This window comes from Clostridium sp. Marseille-P7770 (genome assembly GCF_902143525.1).
Taxonomy (GTDB): Bacteria; Bacillota; Clostridia; order Lachnospirales; family Lachnospiraceae; genus Pilosibacter.
In genome coordinates this window covers 208,516-225,237 of record NZ_CABFVC010000003.1, presented here as the reverse complement: position 1 = coordinate 225,237, position 16,722 = coordinate 208,516, and the positions used below count along the sequence as shown (strand labels likewise).

10 protein-coding genes are annotated in these 16,722 nt (G+C 51.5%); 1 reads left to right on the top strand and 9 read right to left on the bottom strand.

The genetic code is table 11. The annotated features are described in order from the left end of the window. Positions 1 to 6: 6 nt before the first annotated feature. From FN001_RS08175 to FN001_RS08150, 6 genes are all read right to left on the bottom strand, one after another. The gene (locus FN001_RS08175; protein WP_142411503.1) at positions 7 to 1,395 is read right to left on the bottom strand and encodes a UDP-N-acetylmuramoyl-tripeptide--D-alanyl-D-alanine ligase; all 1,389 of its coding nucleotides are present in this window, start codon (positions 1,393 to 1,395) and stop codon (positions 7 to 9) included. Further along, positions 1,395 to 2,894 (bottom strand): UDP-N-acetylmuramoyl-L-alanyl-D-glutamate--2,6-diaminopimelate ligase, encoded by a 1,500-nt coding sequence (locus tag FN001_RS08170; RefSeq protein WP_486463493.1) that lies wholly within the window; start codon positions 2,892 to 2,894, stop codon positions 1,395 to 1,397. Before FN001_RS08170 ends, FN001_RS08175 begins: the two co-directional genes overlap by 1 nt. Before the next feature lie 69 nt (positions 2,895 to 2,963). Further along, entirely contained in the window at positions 2,964 to 4,634 is a 1,671-nt protein-coding gene (locus FN001_RS08165; protein WP_142411501.1) for a formate--tetrahydrofolate ligase, read from the bottom strand. A gap of 96 nt (positions 4,635 to 4,730) precedes the next feature. After that, entirely contained in the window at positions 4,731 to 8,264 is a 3,534-nt protein-coding gene (locus tag FN001_RS08160; protein WP_142411500.1) for a DNA translocase FtsK, read from the bottom strand. 118 nt (positions 8,265 to 8,382) lie between these two features. After that, positions 8,383 to 9,072, bottom strand: a complete 690-nt coding sequence (locus tag FN001_RS08155; protein ID WP_142411499.1) for a ClpP family protease — start codon at positions 9,070 to 9,072, stop codon at positions 8,383 to 8,385. A gap of 110 nt (positions 9,073 to 9,182) precedes the next feature. Then, positions 9,183 to 10,826, bottom strand: a complete 1,644-nt coding sequence (locus FN001_RS08150; RefSeq protein ID WP_142411498.1) for a C40 family peptidase — start codon at positions 10,824 to 10,826, stop codon at positions 9,183 to 9,185. A gap of 476 nt (positions 10,827 to 11,302) precedes the next feature. On the opposite strand from FN001_RS08150, the gene FN001_RS08145 reads away from it, so the two are divergent. Beyond that, positions 11,303 to 11,869 (top strand): hypothetical protein, encoded by a 567-nt coding sequence (locus FN001_RS08145; protein WP_142411497.1) that lies wholly within the window; start codon positions 11,303 to 11,305, stop codon positions 11,867 to 11,869. An 85-nt stretch (positions 11,870 to 11,954) separates the two neighbouring features. Here FN001_RS08145 and cls read toward each other — a convergent pair whose 3' ends face one another. From cls to FN001_RS08130, 3 genes are all read right to left on the bottom strand, one after another. Continuing rightward, a complete protein-coding gene (cls, locus tag FN001_RS08140; RefSeq protein WP_142411496.1) occupies positions 11,955 to 13,541 on the bottom strand; it encodes a cardiolipin synthase in 1,587 nt (528 codons plus the stop codon). Positions 13,542 to 13,608: 67 nt separating this feature from the next. Next, positions 13,609 to 14,889, bottom strand: a complete 1,281-nt coding sequence (locus FN001_RS08135) for an O-acetylhomoserine aminocarboxypropyltransferase/cysteine synthase family protein (protein ID WP_118298090.1) — start codon at positions 14,887 to 14,889, stop codon at positions 13,609 to 13,611. A gap of 353 nt (positions 14,890 to 15,242) precedes the next feature. Further along, positions 15,243 to 16,556 (bottom strand): IS30 family transposase, encoded by a 1,314-nt coding sequence (locus tag FN001_RS08130; RefSeq protein WP_142411495.1) that lies wholly within the window; start codon positions 16,554 to 16,556, stop codon positions 15,243 to 15,245. Positions 16,557 to 16,722: the final 166 nt, after the last annotated feature.

The window sequence follows — 16,722 nt, the reverse complement described above, 5'->3', positions numbered from 1 at the left end:
TTTATATTACTTCTCTTCCAGTTCCGCAAATTTGTCCGCGACAGCGGAAAGTCCCATGGAGTTGGATCCTTTAAAGAGGATGCAGTCTCCGTCTTTTACTTCCTGCTCCAGATACTTCACCATCTCGTCGCGGTCTAAAAACTCCACGACCGGGATCTCCTTCACCGCGCGGACGCCTTCCGCAAGACACTTGCTCGCCTCTCCGAGTGTCACAACGAGATCCACCCCGGAATTTGCCGCGTATTCACCGACCTCCCTGTGGTAGGCCAGATAATTTTCTCCGAGCTCCTTCATATCCGCAAGGACAGCGATGTGGCGCTTTCCGGTGAGTCCCTTAAATACATCGAGCGCCGCTTTCATGGATGCCGGGCTTGCATTATAGGAATCGTCCATCACCGTGAAGCGTCCGTCCGCATAGACCTGCTGGCGGTGTTTGAAGCCGTGGAACGTTAAAAGTCCCTCCGCTGCCTCCGCCATCGTCATGCCGCACTCACAGCAGACCGCGATGGCCGCCATGGCATTCATCACATTGTGCATGCCCATGACATTCAGGCGGATCTTCTGTGTCTTTCCGCCGTGGAGCGCCGTAAATTCAGCTTCTCCGTCCGTGAGGACGAGATCCACCGCGCGGTAATCACAGTTTTCACCGGTTCCGTAGTAGACGGTCTTCACGCCATCCTTTCCTTTTGTCTTCTGCAGCATATCGTCATCGCCGTTTAAGACGAGAACGCCGCCGTCGGAAAGTCCGTCCTGGATCGTCATCTTTTCTTTATAGATATTCTCGCGCGATCCAAGCTGCTCGATGTGGGTGATCCCGATATTTGTGATCACTGCGATATCCGGCTTTGCGATCTGCGCGATCACGGTGAGCTCGCCCGGCTCGCTCATTCCAAGCTCCAGAACCCCGACTTCATCCGCCTTTGTGATCTCGGACACAGTGATCGGGACGCCGACCTGGCTGTTGCTGTTTCCCGGAGTCTTGTATACATGGTAACGGGCAGAGAGGGCCGCTGCAATCATCTCTCTCGTCGTAGTCTTTCCGACACTTCCTGTAACGCCGACAATCGGCAATGCCAGGCGCTTTCTGAGATAACGTCCCACTGCCTGGAGCGCTTTCTTCGTGTCATCCACAGCGATCCATGCGCAGGAAGTCTTTTCCATCTCCTCTGTCTTCGCGTTCTGCTCACTTGTGAGGACAGCGCCGGCGCCGTTTTCAGCCACCTGCGGTAAAAAACGGTGCGCATCGACCTTCTCACCGATGATCGGCACAAAGAGGTCTCCTGCCTCCACCTGTCTGGAATCCAGACAGATCTTATTTAACAGGGCATCGCTGTTTCCGGAGAGCAGCACGCCCCCGGTGGCATGAACGATATCCTGAACACTTACGTTCTCCATTACTTTCCAATCTCCTTTACTGCCTCTTCCACAACTTCCCGGTCAAGGAAATGGTGCTTTACTCCCTCGATCTCCTGGTAGTCTTCATGGCCTTTTCCGATGATCGCGATCATGTCGCCTTCCTCAGCGTTGTGGATTGCGTAAAAAATCGCTTCCCGTCTGTCCGGGATCACGATATATTTTCCGTCTGTCTTTGCAAGACCAACTTCGATATCTTTGATAATGTCCTCATTCTTCTCAAAACGCGGGTTGTCGGCTGTGATGATGCAGAGATCCGCCATCTTTCCGCCGATCTCGCCCATGGAATATCTGCGGTCCCTCGCACGGTTTCCGCCGCAGCCGAAGACGCAGACGAGACGCTTCGGATGATAATCCCGGAGTGTCGAGAGCAGGCTTTCCATGCTGACCGCATTGTGCGCGTAATCGACGATCACGCTGCACGTTTTTGACACATAGGCGATCTCCATGCGGCCGTCCACGCGGACATTTTCAAGGGAAGTAAGGACTGCTTTCTGCGTTTTTTCATCCAGGTTTCCGCTTCCGCCGGAGAGCGCAAGAGAGCACACTGCGAGAGCCGCAAGAGCGTTGTCCGCATTGAATTTTCCCGGCATTCCCACACGGACTCTGCCGTTGAGCGGTCCGTGGACGGAGAATTCGATCCCCACGAAATCATGGTCTGACGCATAGTGAATGTCATCACCTGTAAAATCTGCATTCCCGCCCAGCGCGTATGTCACCAGTCTGCAGGATGCATCACGGGTGATCTCCTCATAGTGGTCGGTCAGACGGTTCACGACACCTGTTTTGCAAACAGTCAGAAGTCTTGATTTATAGAAAAGATATTCCTCGAAGCTATTATGCTCCTTCGGCCCGATATGGTCCGGGGAAATATTTGTGAACAGGCCGTAATCAAACATGATCCCGCCGACTCTGTGCAGCATCAGTGCCTGGGAGGAAACCTCCATCACGCAGCACTCGCAGCCGGCCTCCACCATCTTGTGGAAATACTCCTGCACCACATAGGATTCCGGAGTCGTATTGGAGGTCGGGAATTTCTCATCCTCGATGACAGCTCCGTTCGTTCCGATAAGCCCGGTCTTCTTTCCGGCGGCCTCCAGGACCGCCTTGATCATGTAGCTCGTCGTGGTCTTTCCCTTTGTCCCGGTGATCCCGATCGTGATCAGCTTCTCCGCCGGATAGCCGAATCTCGCCGCGGAGAGTTCCGACAGTGCAAGTCTTCCGTTTTCTACCCGGATCACCGTCACATCTGCCGGGACTTCCACTTCTTTTTCTACCACGAGGACCTTGCAGCCCGCCTTTAACACATCCGGGATAAACTCGTGGGAATCCCTGGTGCTGCCCTGAATGCACACGAACACAGAATCCGGTCTCGCCTTTCTTGAATCATAGATCACTTCATCCACGTTCTGATCCAGACTGCCGGAAACCAGAACATATTTCATGCGTTTTAACCAATCTCCAATTACCACTGTCGTCATCCTTTCCCATAACCCGCACAGGCGGGAACAAAAAGCGCCCGCCTGCAAGTTTTCTTTCACTTTTATAATTTAGAACAGTCCTGTGATCTTTCCGTTCTCATCCACGTCGATATTGTCCGCCGCCGGTTTTTTCGGAAGTCCCGGCATTGTCATGATCGCACCTGTGAGCGCAACCACAAAGCCGGCACCCGCGCACACATAGACGTCGCGCACCGTCAGATCAAATCCCTCCGGACGTCCCAGCTTCTTCTGGTCGTCAGATAAGGAATACTGGGTCTTCGCCATGCAGACCGGAAGATCGCCGAATCCCATCTCTGTGATCTTTGCGATTGCCTTCTTCGCCGCCGGGGAATAGCTTACGCTTCCGGCTCCGTAGATCTCCTTCGCGATCGTCTCGATCTTGTCGGAGATTCCCATCTCATCCGGATATAACGGAGCGAAATCGCTCTTCTTTGTCTCCAGAGTATTTAATACCTTCTTTGCGAGCTCGATGCCGCCGTCGCCGCCTTTTGCCCATACTTCGGACAGAGCGAACTCACATCCTCTCTCCTCACAGAAGTTCCGGATAAACTCATATTCCGCCTCGGTGTCTGTGAGGAAGGAGTTTAAGGTAACTACGACCGGAACATGGTATTTCTGGATATTCTCGATATGTTTCTCCAGGTTTACGATTCCCTTCTTTAACGCGTCAAGGTTCTCCTCGGAAAGCTGGTCCTTCGGAACACCTCCGTTATACTTTAACGCGCGCACGGTCGCAACGAGAACGACTGCATCCGGATGGATGCCGGCCTTGCGGCATTTGATATCGAAGAACTTCTCAGCTCCGAGATCCGCGCCGAATCCTGCCTCCGTGATCGCAACGTCAGCAAGTTTTAATGCGGTTCTTGTTGCCATAACGCTGTTGCAGCCGTGGGCGATGTTCGCGAACGGTCCGCCATGTACAAGGGCGCCTGTGTGCTCCAGGGTCTGGACCATATTCGGCTTGATGGCATCTTTTAAGAGCGCTGCCATGGAGCCGACTGCATTGAGGTCCTTTGCTGTCACCGGCTCTCCCGCGAAATTATATGCTACGATGATCTTTCCGAGACGTTCCTTTAAGTCCTTCATATCCGTCGCCAGACAGAGGATCGCCATGATCTCGGAGGCAACCGTGATCACAAAGTGGTCCTCACGGACAAAGCCGTCCGCCTTTGCACCGAGGCCGACAACGATGTTTCTGAGCACACGGTCATTCATATCCAGGCATCTCTTCCAGAGGATCTGTCTCGGATCGATCCCAAGTGCATTTCCCTGCTGGATGTGGTTGTCCAGGAGAGCAGCCAGAAGGTTGTTTGCCGTTGTGATCGCATGGAAATCACCGGTAAAATGAAGGTTTAAGTCCTCCATCGGAACAACCTGGGCATATCCGCCGCCGGCAGCTCCGCCTTTGATCCCAAAGCACGGTCCGAGGGACGGTTCACGGAGGGCAAGTATTGCTTTCTTTCCGCATTTTGCCATCGCCTGGGCAAGTCCGATACTGGTGGTCGTCTTTCCCTCTCCTGCCGGAGTCGGGTTGATCGCTGTCACCAGAACGAGTTTTCCGTCCGGTCTGTCTTTGATCTCCTGCCAGAGCTCATTGGAGATCTTTGCCTTGTACTTTCCATAAAGTTCCAGGTCATCCTCAGTGATTCCATACTGGGATGCAACGGTAGTGATCGGGAGCATCTTTGTCTCCTGTGCAATCTCGATATCGGTCTTCATAATCGGTATCCTCCTTTTGTAGTAGCATAACTTTTCAGTGGATCTGCGCAGTTCGCGTCCGGCAGCCGTCTGATATCCACACAGCTGCCGCAGTTCCTAGTATCCTGCTTCCAGGAATTCTTCGAACTCTTCCATGGACATTAAGATCTTCCTTGGCTTCGTTCCTTCTTCCTCACCTACAACACCGGCCTCGGCAAGCTGATCCATGATCCGGGCAGCGCGGTTAAAGCCGATCTTGAACATTCTCTGCAGCATACCGATCGACGCTTTATCCTTTTCGATAATGAACTTGCCCGCGTCCGTAAAGAGCGCGTCCCGTTCATTCTGTCCGCCCGCTCCTCCTCCGAAGGAGGACTGGCTCAGTTTCTTTTCGATTTCCGTGTTATATCCTGCATCCGTGTTCTGTTCTTTTAAGAACTCGGTTACATTTGATACCTCGCCGTCCGAGACGAAAGCGCCCTGAACACGGAGCGGTTTCGGATAGCCGGACGGGTAAAACAGCATATCGCCGTTTCCTAACAGTTTCTCCGCGCCATTCATATCGAGGATCGTTCTCGAATCCACGCCGGATGCGACGGAGAAGGCAATTCGTGACGGCACGTTCGCCTTGATCACGCCTGTGATGACGTTGACGGACGGACGCTGGGTCGCGATCACAAGATGGATCCCCGCAGCGCGGGCGAGCTGTGCCAGACGGCAGATCGCGTCCTCCACCTCATTGGAAGCGACCATCATAAGGTCCGCCAGCTCATCGATAATGATGACGAGCTGCGGCAGTTTCTTCGGGATCTGATCAGCAGGGATATCCCCGCTCTCCGCCAGAGTCTGAACCTTCGCGTTATATCCCTTCAGATCACGGACATTTGAGGCTGCAAATTTGTTGTAGCGGTCCATCATCTCCACAACTGCCCAGTTGAGCGCGCCAGCCGCCTTTTTCGGGTCGGTCACGACCGGGATCAGAAGATGCGGGATCCCGTTATATACAGAAAGTTCCACCACCTTCGGGTCGATCATGATGAGTTTTACGTCATCCGGTGACGACCGGTAGATGAGGCTCATGATCATTGTATTGATCCCCACGGATTTACCGGAACCTGTCTGTCCTGCGATCAGAAGATGCGGCATCTTCGCGAGATCCGCAACGACGACCTGGCCGCCGATATCCTTTCCGACGGCGAACGCCAGCGTTGACTTATGGTTTTTAAATTCCGGGCTCTCCAGAAGATCACGCAGATATACGATGCTGTTGACCTTGTTCGGGACCTCGATCCCGACGGCCGCTTTTCCGGGGATCGGCGCCTCGATACGGATATCCGCCGCCGCGAGATTCAGCTTGATATCGTCCGCTAAAGACAGGATCCTGCTCACCTTCACGCCCTGTCCCGGGTGAAGCTCATACCGGGTGACCGTCGGGCCGCAGCTGATATTCGTCACAGTGACCCCGACGCCGAAGTTCCGGAGTGTCTGCTGGAGTTTGATCGCGGTATCCTTAAATTCCTGCTCCGACTGTCCCGTCACAGGAACACCTTTCTTTAAGAGATCAAGCGGCGGGATCACATACGGTTTCTTCGGTTTTTCCTCCGTCTGTTTGATCTCCTTTAAGACTTCGTTTCCTGCCTCTTCTCTCTCGGCAGCTTCCCGCTTTCTCGCTTCCGCTTTTTTCTTTATGATCTCTTCTGTATCCGTTTCGATCACCTTGCCGGAAGCGGTCACGACCCTGCGCCTGTCGTCTGCAGATTCGCGGGCTGCCGGACGGTCCGGTGAACGGTCTTCCCGGCACGTCGGCTGTTCCATGTCTGACTGTCCGGATGTAGCCGGCGCCGGTTCCACGATCGGATCCTCCGGTCCTGGTCCGAGCCCCGGGATCTCCTGTACTTTTGACGGACTGGTTTCCTCAGCCCATTCGTCCGGTTCACTGTCATCATGGAACTCTGTCACAGGATCATCGTGCTCCGCACTCTCCGGATGCGCCGCTCTGTAAGCGCGGCTTCCCGGCTCCGCAGCCGCCTGGATCCAGTAATCGTCATTTTCCACATACGGCTCCGTATCGAGAAGTTCATCATCTGTCAGATCCATCACGGACTTTTCTTCTGAAATCCGGGACGTTTTCGGAGTTTCCGCGGTTTCGGATACGGATACAGGTTCACTTTCAGCAGCTGCAGCGGTCATTTCCCCGCTCTTTGCTCCTGTCTCCGTTTTTATTTCCTGTCCGCCCTCTGCGGATACCGTCTCCGGCATCTCTGAAGGTTCCCGGTTCTCTGCGCTCTCATTCTGCTCCAGGGTCTCTGAGCGGAAGATCTTTGCTTTCCTCTCTGCGTCTCTTCTCATCGCGGCGAAGATCGCATCGTCCTCCCCAGACTCCCCGACAGGGATATCCGGAATGTTGGATAAGACAGACACCTTCGGTTTTCTCTCCCAGGCTTCCGTCTCCCTCTTCTTTTCATCCGGGAAAAGATCCGGATCATCAAAGGCATTCTCCCCATGACGGATAAACACGTCCTCGTCCTCACGGGTTCCGGCCGATGCCGGAGCTTCCGCAAACGGAACTCGTTCTGTATTCTTTGCAGTCTCTTCCGCCGTTCTCTCTTCCCGGGAGACATCCGCCTCCTCAAGAGGACGTCCGCCCATCGTGATCTTTCCTTTGAAGATATCGGCCGGATCCGGCTGCATCTGCTTCGCCTCTGATCTTTGACCCTGTTTTTCCTCATGATATGTACCGGAGGCTGCTTGTTTCTCCTCCGTCACGTCCGTCTCAGAAACCGCCTCGGCATCCACAACCCCCATATATCCGCCGGCGATCCCGCCGAAATCCGGATTTTTCGAGAAATCCGTCGCCGCAAGGTTAACACCCTGGACGCGCTGTTCTTCCCGGAGTCTGCGCTTTTCAGCCTGGCGCTCCTCATGGATCTCTTTTCTTCTGCTGTAATCTTCCTTCGCGTACTGGTAGGCTTTTCCGCTTCCGCTCTTCACCGCGGACACGAACGATCTCTCCGTGATGCATACCAGGGAGATGATCATGAACACGATGAGGACCACATAGGCTCCGATCGTTCCGACCGCTGTGTGAAGGATCATGACGAGGACGCCGCCAATCACACCGCCGCCGAGTCCGCTCGCGCCGGCAGACTGGTAGATATCGAGGATCGTCTGCCCTTCCTGGTATCCACCTCCAAAGATCAGCTGCGCAAGTCCGCAGAGCACGATCAGCAGGACCTCCACCGCGATCATCTTGTAGACCGCGCGGATATTTCCCTTATTTGAAGCGTAAAATAACAGCTCCGCGAAAAGCAGGAGCGGCGCAAGATAGCCGATACAGCCAAATACACCCAGCATGATCTGGCTGAAGAAATTTCCGAGGAATCCGCAGATATGGAAGTTGCTCAAAAATAACAGCACACATACCGCGAATGTTCCGAGGATCACCGCTTCGGATTGTAAAAATCCGGTGTCCTCCTCGTACTCCGGTTCCGGCTCTCTCTTCTTTGCCGTGGATCTTGTCTGATTTTTTGCTGTCTTATTTTTAGACGCCTGTGCGGATCTTCCTGTTGTCTTCGCTGTTGATGATGATCTCGTTCTCGCAGACGTCTGTGATTGTTTTGTCGTTTCTTTTTGTTTCCTGGTTCCAGCCAAGTGCTTTTCCCCCTTTTATTTTACAGGGTAAGTACCCCAAAATATAGTATACAAAAAAATTTTTCAAAATGCAACCGTAAGAAATCACAAACCGAACATATTTTCGATTCCGGATTTTCTACCTGTGGGAAACAACGTTTTCTTCCATCATCCTATTTAATCTCCCGATCGCGTCCCGGATCCCGCCTTCCCCGTCGATAAGGCCGCACTCCACCGCCTCTTTTCCGACAAGTACGGTCCCGAGATCCTTTGTCAGCATTTTTGTATTGTGCATGAGCTTTTTCAGTTTTTCCCTGTCGATCCGGCTATGCTCCGACACAAAACTTATGATCCGGTCCTCGATCATCTCAAAATATTCATACGTCTGTGCCGTTCCGATCACCATCCCGCTCATGCGCACCGGATGCACCAGCATCGTTCCGGTCGGCACAATAAAAGAATAATCCGATGCCACTGCAAGCGGAACTCCGATCGAATGGCTGTCCCCGATGACAAGAGACACCGTCGGCTTGCTTAAGGAGGCGATCATCTCCGCCAGTGCCAGTCCGCAGCTCACATCCCCGCCGATCGTGTTGACAAGGATCAGGACACCGCCAATCGTCTCATCGCTCTCCACCTTGGCGAGCTCCGGCAGGATATGTTCATATTTCGTCGTCTTTGTGCTTCCCGACAGGTTCTCATGTCCCTCGATCTCCCCGATGATCGACAAAAGATGGATCCGCTTTCCGTTCTCCTCAAGCGTCGCCTGACCGTTCTCCCGGATCCGTTCCTCCTCCGCCTTTATCTCCGTCTGTTCCTTTTCATTCATATCAAAAAACTCCTTTCCGACATACCAGGTATCCCCAGTATGCACAGAAAGGAGTTTTCCTATCCATTCCATTTCAGGAAATCATATTCTGTTTTGAGTCATTCTCCGTTTTAAGAACGGTTTCCGATCACATCCACGATACAGATCGGTGTGCGGTAATTCCAGGTCGAGATCTTGATCCCGCTCCGGCGGCTCGCCGCATTGATGACCTGCCCGTTTCCGATATACATTGCAACATGATTGATCTTTCCACGGCTGTTTCCGTAGAATACCAGATCACCCGGACGCATCTCGCTCGACTTGATCCGTTTTCCGCTCTTTGCCTGGGATCCGGAATAATGCGGGAGGGAGATTCCGAAGTTCTTCATGACGGACATCGTAAATCCGGAGCAGTCCGCTCCCTTTGTGAGGCTCGTTCCGCCCCATACATACGGATTTCCAAGGAATTTCATCGCGTAGTTTACGATCCGGCTCCTTAAGGACGCGCTCTCCTCCGTCGGCGAGAACTTGATCGCCTCGGAAAGGGCATACCGTACCTCCACGAACTCGGAAGATACATAGGCCGCCGAGATCTCATCATCTCCGTCTCCCTCGCCGCTCTCATCAAATTCGATCTTTACCCAGCCGTCAAGCTGTTCTGCGACATGGTAGCGCTCGTTCTCAGAAATCTGGGTCCAGATCTTCGCATCGGTGGACGGCTCTGTTCTCGCATTCAGTCGGTCCGCATGGACGATCGCCATTAACTCCGCGTGGTTCATCGCCGCCTGCTTAGCCTCGTCTCCGGTGAGGATATAATCGCTCTTTACATATCCGGTGATCCCGCCCGAACTGATCTTGTACCAGCCGTTCGTATCCTCCAGGATCTCGCATCCGGCATAGCTCGGGAGTTTTCCGATGATCTTCTCATTTTCCCCGGCGCCGGCACGGATATTCAGGTAGTTTGAGACATTGGAAACGCCGGGACGGTCATAGAAATTTAACACCATCGCCTTCATATCCAGCTTGTTCGCCTCATTCATACAGAAGCGTTTCTCCGCATAATCCGCAGAGATGTAACCGCCGGAGATCTTATACCAGCCGTTCTCTTCCCCGACGATCTCGTGGAGCTCTCCCTGCAGGCATTTTCCGACGATCTGTCCGTCTGTGGACGGAGTCTCACGGATATTCAGGTTATCCGCCGTAATATAGGCGCGCTCCTTCACGAGGTCCTTCGCAGCCTCTTTCGCCTCATCCCCGGTGAGGATGTATTCGGAGCTTGCATATCCCTCAACTTCCCCGGAGCTGATCTTTACCCAGCCATCCAGAGTCTCTAAAATCTCACAGGCACTTCCGTCCGAGAGCGTTCCGACGACATTCGCCGCTCCGTCCGGGTCTTTTCTGATATTCAGGTATCCTGTCACCTTCGCGATCCCGAGATTTGAATAGGAATCGATCACTTCCTGGATCTTCGCATCTCTCGCCTCAGACTCTGATTCGATCTCAGCGCGGCTCTCCTCTTCCGCCGCAAGGGAAGACTCCTCCGCACTCTCGCTCTCCGCCGCCGACTCGGAAGCCGCCTGTGCTGCCGCCATCTTTGAGCGGACCGCAGTCACAGCCTTTCCTCCGAACAATACCGCCAGGGCGATCACCGCAAGAACTGCTGCGCCGATCACCAGGATCCCGTAGTGTTCCCAGAAAGACGGTTTTCTTCTCCGCTTTCTGCTCGCTTTATTGATTGAATCCATATAGTTTACCGTATCTTTATCATCATTCATATGTTTCTCTCCATGCTGTTTCCGATTTCCGCTCCCCGTCTGTCACGTTCCGATCAGACGAAGCAGCGCGTTTTGTGGGCAGGGACAATTGTCCCTGTCATGCACATACAAACATTAGTGTAACATATCTGTAATCAAAAAGCAAAAAATTTTCTATTAAAAAATTGTGAACATGGCGTCACCCGGTGACTGTACACGGTGCTCCTTCCCCGGGCACTGTCGTCAGCCAGAAAACAGATCCTGTATTTTTTCTTGCACAAGCGACATTTATAATTGAAAACATTGCTAAATTTTTATATAATATTCTTAATTATTTGTCCATATTGTCTAAAGTTACAAAAGTCATGACTTTTCCGGCATATGGAATCAGATCTTCTGAACGCTTTCACGTTGTATATAAGTCTGATGCTTTTTACCGGCCGGACGCAGCCGGGATCTTATCAGACTGAGATAAATTCACCCAGGAGGTACCCCACATGAAACATTACACCAGCCCACGGATCCAGCGGGCACAGCTTTTTCTCATGAAAGTCTCCTCTTATCTTGAGATCGCCTGTGCCCTGATCCTGATCGTCGCGATCTGTATCGCGTTCATACCGGTCCCGCACAACCTGTACAGTCTGTATCTTGACAACGGCTTTGATCTCTCAGACTTTATGAAGAAAAGTTTTGATCTCGTCATCGGTGTCGAGCTTCTGAAGATGTTCTGCCGCCATGATATCGACTCTATCGTCGAAGTTCTTCTCTTCTCTGTCGCAAGACAGATGGTCATCGATCACCTTGCCATAAAAGAGGCGCTCATCGGCTGTATTGCCGTCGCGATCCTCTTTGCTGTCCGCAGATTTCTCTTTGTGCCGATCCTTGACAATCCGGACGAAGCGGAACGAAAACTGGAAAAGGATCAGTACATTAAAGAACGGATCGCTGAGGCCATCTCCGCTTACAAAAAAGAAAATGCCTCAGTAAGTCTCAGGGAACGCGCGGAAGCATCCGTCAATACAGCCTCTGCAGATCCGCTCAGTGATAAGAGCGGAAACGAATAACAGGGTCTTTTGCGTCACAGGATTTCAACAAGTGAAAACAAAATGGAGCAGATCTTCTCTGCTCCATTTTTTCGTCTGATTCTTTTTACATCAGCGGTGCAATGAGCCGCATCGCCTTTCCGCAGAATTTATGGAGTGTCGGAAGTGCATCCACACTCTCCTTCGTCATCCGGACACATTTCTTTAATGTCTCATCAAAATCATACCGGATATCCTTCACGACCGGATTCTCATAGATATAAACACCGCATTCAAAATTCAGGTACTGGCTCCTGAAGTCCATGTTTACAGATCCGACGACTGCCTTCTCCCCATCACTGACGAATGTCTTGGAATGGACAAAGCCCGGAAGATACTCATATACCTTTACACCGGCCTCGATCAGCTCCGTATAGTAGGAATGTGCCAGCATGAACGCCGATTTCTTGTCCGGGATATGCGGCATGATGATCACTGTATCCACACCGCGCTTTGCCGCATAGGTGAGCGCCGTGATCATATCGTCATCCAGAACCAGATACGGAGTCATGATGTACACATATTTTCTCGCCTGGTAGATGATGTCCAGGTAGAGCTGGTGTCCGACCGGCTCCCCGTCGATCGGGCTGTCGGAAAACGGAATGGAAAAGCCGTCCATGTTGAGCTCCGGGGCGTGGAAATAATCGCCGGTGTCCAGATATCTGCTGTAATCGAAATCGGAGTCCAGCTTTTTCACACAGACGTCCCACATCTGGAGAAACATCACGGTAAAATTATTCACCGCATCGCCCTTTAAGCGGATCGCATTGTCCTTCCAGTGTCCGAAGCGGACTTTCCGGTTGATATATTCATCCGCAAGATTCACTCCTCCGGTATATGCCGTATGGCCGTCGATCACGAGGATCTTTCTGTGATCGCGGTTATTCTGGCTTGTCGAGATCGCCGGGCGGATCGGATTAAAGATCCGGCAGTGGATCCCCTTTGCCTCCAGCTCCTTCGGATAGTCATGAGGCAGATTTGAGAAGGAGTTCATTCCGTCGTAGAGGATCCGCACCTCGACACCTTCCTTCACCTTCTGCTCCAGGATCTTCACGATGGAGTCCCACATAACTCCCTTTGCGATAATAAAATACTCGATAAAAATATAGCGCTTCGCCTTCTGAAGCTCCTGGAGAACATCTTCATAGAAGTCATCTCCCAGCGGGAAATACTTGAAATTCGTCCGGTCCCAGGTAGGATAGCCGCCGCTCTCCTTCATATAATGGCTGAGATTAGAATTGCTCCGGCTCCTGAGTTCCAGTCTCTTACAGACATCCAGGTCCTGATCAAGGTAATGATCCGTCTTCTTTTTCACCTGTTCAATCCGTCTCGCAAAGATCTTCGTCTCTGTCTGGAGCTGGACAAACACATAAAACAGGGTTCCGAATACCGGGAACAGGAGGACCGGGACCAGCCAGGCCATCTTAAAGCTCGCATTCTGCTTTTCATTCAGGATATGGATCGTGAGGATCGCGCTGATCACAGCAAAGGAACCATATCCCCATGCCTGGTATCGCTTGTCCAGCCACACATAGACCCAGTACAGCACTGCCAGCTGCAGCGCGATAAATAAGAGGAAGAACGCAGTTCGTCCGAATACGACTCTCAAAAGTCCGCGTTTTCCCTTTCCCTTCATTTCATCCATTTCCATCATATATTATGCCTCAACTTATCTCGTCCATATCAGTCTCCGATCAGTCGGCTGATCTGCAAAACTGTTTTTAATCTTCCAGTGCCTGTCTTAAATCTTCGATAATGTCATCCACATCCTCAATCCCGACGCTCAAGCGGATCAGGGACGGATCGACTCCGGCCTCCACAAGCTGCTCATCGGTCAGCTGGCGGTGGGTATGGCTCGCCGGATGAAGGATGCACGTTCTCGCGTCAGCGACATGGGTAACGATCGCAACGAATTTCAGTTTGTCCATAAATTCGCCTGCTGCCTGTCTTCCGCCCTTTAAGCCGAAGGAGATCACGCCGCAGCTTCCGTTCGGCATATATTTCTCCGCGAGCGCATGGTACTTGTTGTCTTTGAGTCCCGGATAGTTGACCCAGGCAACATCCTCTCTCGCGAGCAGCCACTCTGCTACCTTCTGTGCATTCTCACAGTGTCTCGGCATTCTGAGGTGTAAAGTCTCCAGTCCGACATTTAAGAGGAAGGAATTCATCGGGGACGGGATCGATCCGAGGTCACGCATCAGCTGGGCTGTCGCCTTTGTGATGTACGCTTTCTTTCCAAAACGCTCTGTATATACGATTCCATGGTAAGACTCATCCGGTGTCGTAAGTCCCGGGAATTTGTCCGCATGGGCATTCCAGTCGAAGTTTCCGCTGTCAACGATACAGCCGCCGACAGTCATCGCATGGCCATCCATATATTTTGTCGTGGAGTGTGTCACGATATCTGCTCCCCACTCGAACGGGCGGCAGTTAATCGGAGTTGCGAACGTGTTGTCCACGATCAGCGGTACGCCGTGTTTATGCGCAAGGCGGGCAAACTTCTCGATATCGAGAACGACTAGCGCCGGGTTTGCGATCGTCTCGCCGAATACCATCTTTGTGTTCGGGCGGAACGCCTTCTCGATCTCCTCCTCCGGTGCATCCGGATCAACGAGCGTCACATCGATCCCCTGTTTTTTCATCGTAACGGTAAACAGGTTGGAGGTTCCTCCGTAGATCGTTGCCGCGCTGATGATATGGTCACCTGCGTTGCAGATATTGAAGGCTGCGTAGTAGTTTGCAGCCTGTCCAGAGGAAGTCAGCATCGCAGCGACACCGCCTTCCAGCTCGCAGATCTTTTCTGCGACTGCGTCGTTCGTCGGGTTTGCGAGTCTTGTATAGAAATATCCGTCCTCTTCCAGATCGAACAAACGCCCCATCTGCTCGCTCGTCTCATATTTAAAGGTCGTGCTCTGATAGATCGGGAGAACTCTCGGCTCCCCGTTCTTCGGCTTCCAGCCGCTCTGGATACAGATCGTTGCTGGTTTTCTCTTCTCTCCCATAATAGTTCCTCTCTTTCCCCCGGACTGTGGTCCGATGTGTAAACTGACTATTATCATAGCACACTTTCTCTTCCGCTTCAACCTACCAAAGTCGTTACGCTGCTGACTTGAAAAAGTAAATTCCAGTGCAAAAGTAAATTCCACCGCTCTTTTAAAAGTTGCTTATAATCTAGTGATTTTTAAGAAGAAAAGCGGAATCTATGCTATAATACAAGTAATCTATGGCGAAATTTTCTGTTTTTCTGTATGGCAAACAAGCTGCTGGAGGTCGGTGTGCACGACTAAATTCCACCAGCCACATTTGAAAAATGTGAAAAGTTTACTTCCAGTCTGACAGCAGATTTCTTCATGGGTTAGTGGTTATAGCGGATCAGCTTAGGTGTTAAGATGACTTTGTCAGGGTCAATACGCCTAAGCTGAAATGCTTTTAAGACGTCTTCCCCAAAAGCCTCCAGGGCGACATCATACGGTGTACGCCCATTCAAACTCTCCCGCGGTGTTGAGTTGATGTGGCTGGTGATTAAATTCACATCCCATTGAGTCAGGAATTCAAAGGTAGTTCGTTTCGGCAGTATCATGCGGAGCATGGTGTGTGCCTGTTCAATGCCGCCTTTCTGTCCGCTTCTCATGGGATCACAGTAATAAATGTTGGTTCTCTGGATACCAGTAACACCGGTTTCGAGAGAATCAGGATCACCGAATTCAGCGCCTCTGTCGGTGAGTATATATTCAAACAGAGTCAGGAAATCGAAGGTACCAAAACGCTTTTCTAAATGGTCCAAAACGAGTCGTACAGATCCTTCCGTATTCCGGTTCATGAGGAACGCAAGAAACAGCTTTTCCCTTGTAAAAAAGAAGGTAAGCAGTGTTTTAGAGGAACCAACAGCGGAGTGGACGGTGTCCATCTCTACAAAAGATTCCAGGTGCAACTGTTGAAAATCAGCGTAAGTTCTGCCATTAAAGACACGGCGGTCAGATATCTGTGATTTATGGACTTTTCTGGGTTTAAACTTCACTTTACGTTTCAGATCAACGTTTCTGGCAGTCAGAAGTCCCATATCAAGGTAGTTGTAAACGCTGCGGACGGAAAGATTCAATTCCGGATGGTTTGCAACGATCTGGTAAGGAGACTGGCCCTGATCGATCAGAGGAGTGATGATCTTATCCTTTTTGTGGAGTTCCTGTCTGGTCATAGCGATTCCGGACCTGGAATCCTTGAGACACTCCCGGTATTTCCGGTCAGCGAACCTGGCATTGTAGGTATATTTGTGGGCAATCGTACAATGATTGATCTTTTTACTGCATCCATTGCAGACGTAGGGAGCCCGATCAAGTTTGCTGCAGCGTTCTTTTTGAAAATCCGGACAGGTCTGGTTACAGGTGGGACAGGAAGCACATTTAACGCCGCAAAAAAGGATCTTATTGCAGGCATTCGTTTTCTTACAACGGAAACGCTTGGTACAGAAGTTCTTCACATTAAGAAAAGTCCCTTTGTGAAACCAATCGGAGGCTCTTCTGGCCTTCACTTCTTTTGAAATCGTAGTAGGGTCCTTACAGAGAAAGCGGGCAATATCTTTAAAGGATGTACCCTTATCCAGTTCATTCTGGATATAGATACGATCCTCTATGGTGAGATGCTTCTGGTTGCCTGGGATATATTTACTCATAGTCAAACTCCTTCTACTGCTGTCAGAAGGACGATTAAAGTATCATATCAGTATGCATGAGTAAATATCAACTGTGCAAGAGTAAACTCCACCGCCCTTTGGAGAAGTGGAATTTAAATTTTCATTTTAGGAAGTCGTTACGCTGCCAGCATAATGATTGACTTCT

Coding starts and splice junctions, on each gene's coding strand:
- FN001_RS08175 (WP_142411503.1), bottom strand. CDS start 1,395: ATGGAGAACGTAAGTGTTCAGGATATCGTTCATGCCACCGGGGGCGTG.
- FN001_RS08170 (WP_486463493.1), bottom strand. CDS start 2,894: ATGACGACAGTGGTAATTGGAGATTGGTTAAAACGCATGAAATATGTT.
- FN001_RS08165 (WP_142411501.1), bottom strand. CDS start 4,634: ATGAAGACCGATATCGAGATTGCACAGGAGACAAAGATGCTCCCGATC.
- FN001_RS08155 (WP_142411499.1), bottom strand. CDS start 9,072: ATGAATGAAAAGGAACAGACGGAGATAAAGGCGGAGGAGGAACGGATC.
- FN001_RS08150 (WP_142411498.1), bottom strand. CDS start 10,826: ATGAATGATGATAAAGATACGGTAAACTATATGGATTCAATCAATAAA.
- FN001_RS08145 (WP_142411497.1), top strand. CDS start 11,303: ATGAAACATTACACCAGCCCACGGATCCAGCGGGCACAGCTTTTTCTC.
- cls (WP_142411496.1), bottom strand. CDS start 13,541: ATGATGGAAATGGATGAAATGAAGGGAAAGGGAAAACGCGGACTTTTG.
- FN001_RS08135 (WP_118298090.1), bottom strand. CDS start 14,889: ATGGGAGAGAAGAGAAAACCAGCAACGATCTGTATCCAGAGCGGCTGG.
- FN001_RS08130 (WP_142411495.1), bottom strand. CDS start 16,556: ATGAGTAAATATATCCCAGGCAACCAGAAGCATCTCACCATAGAGGAT.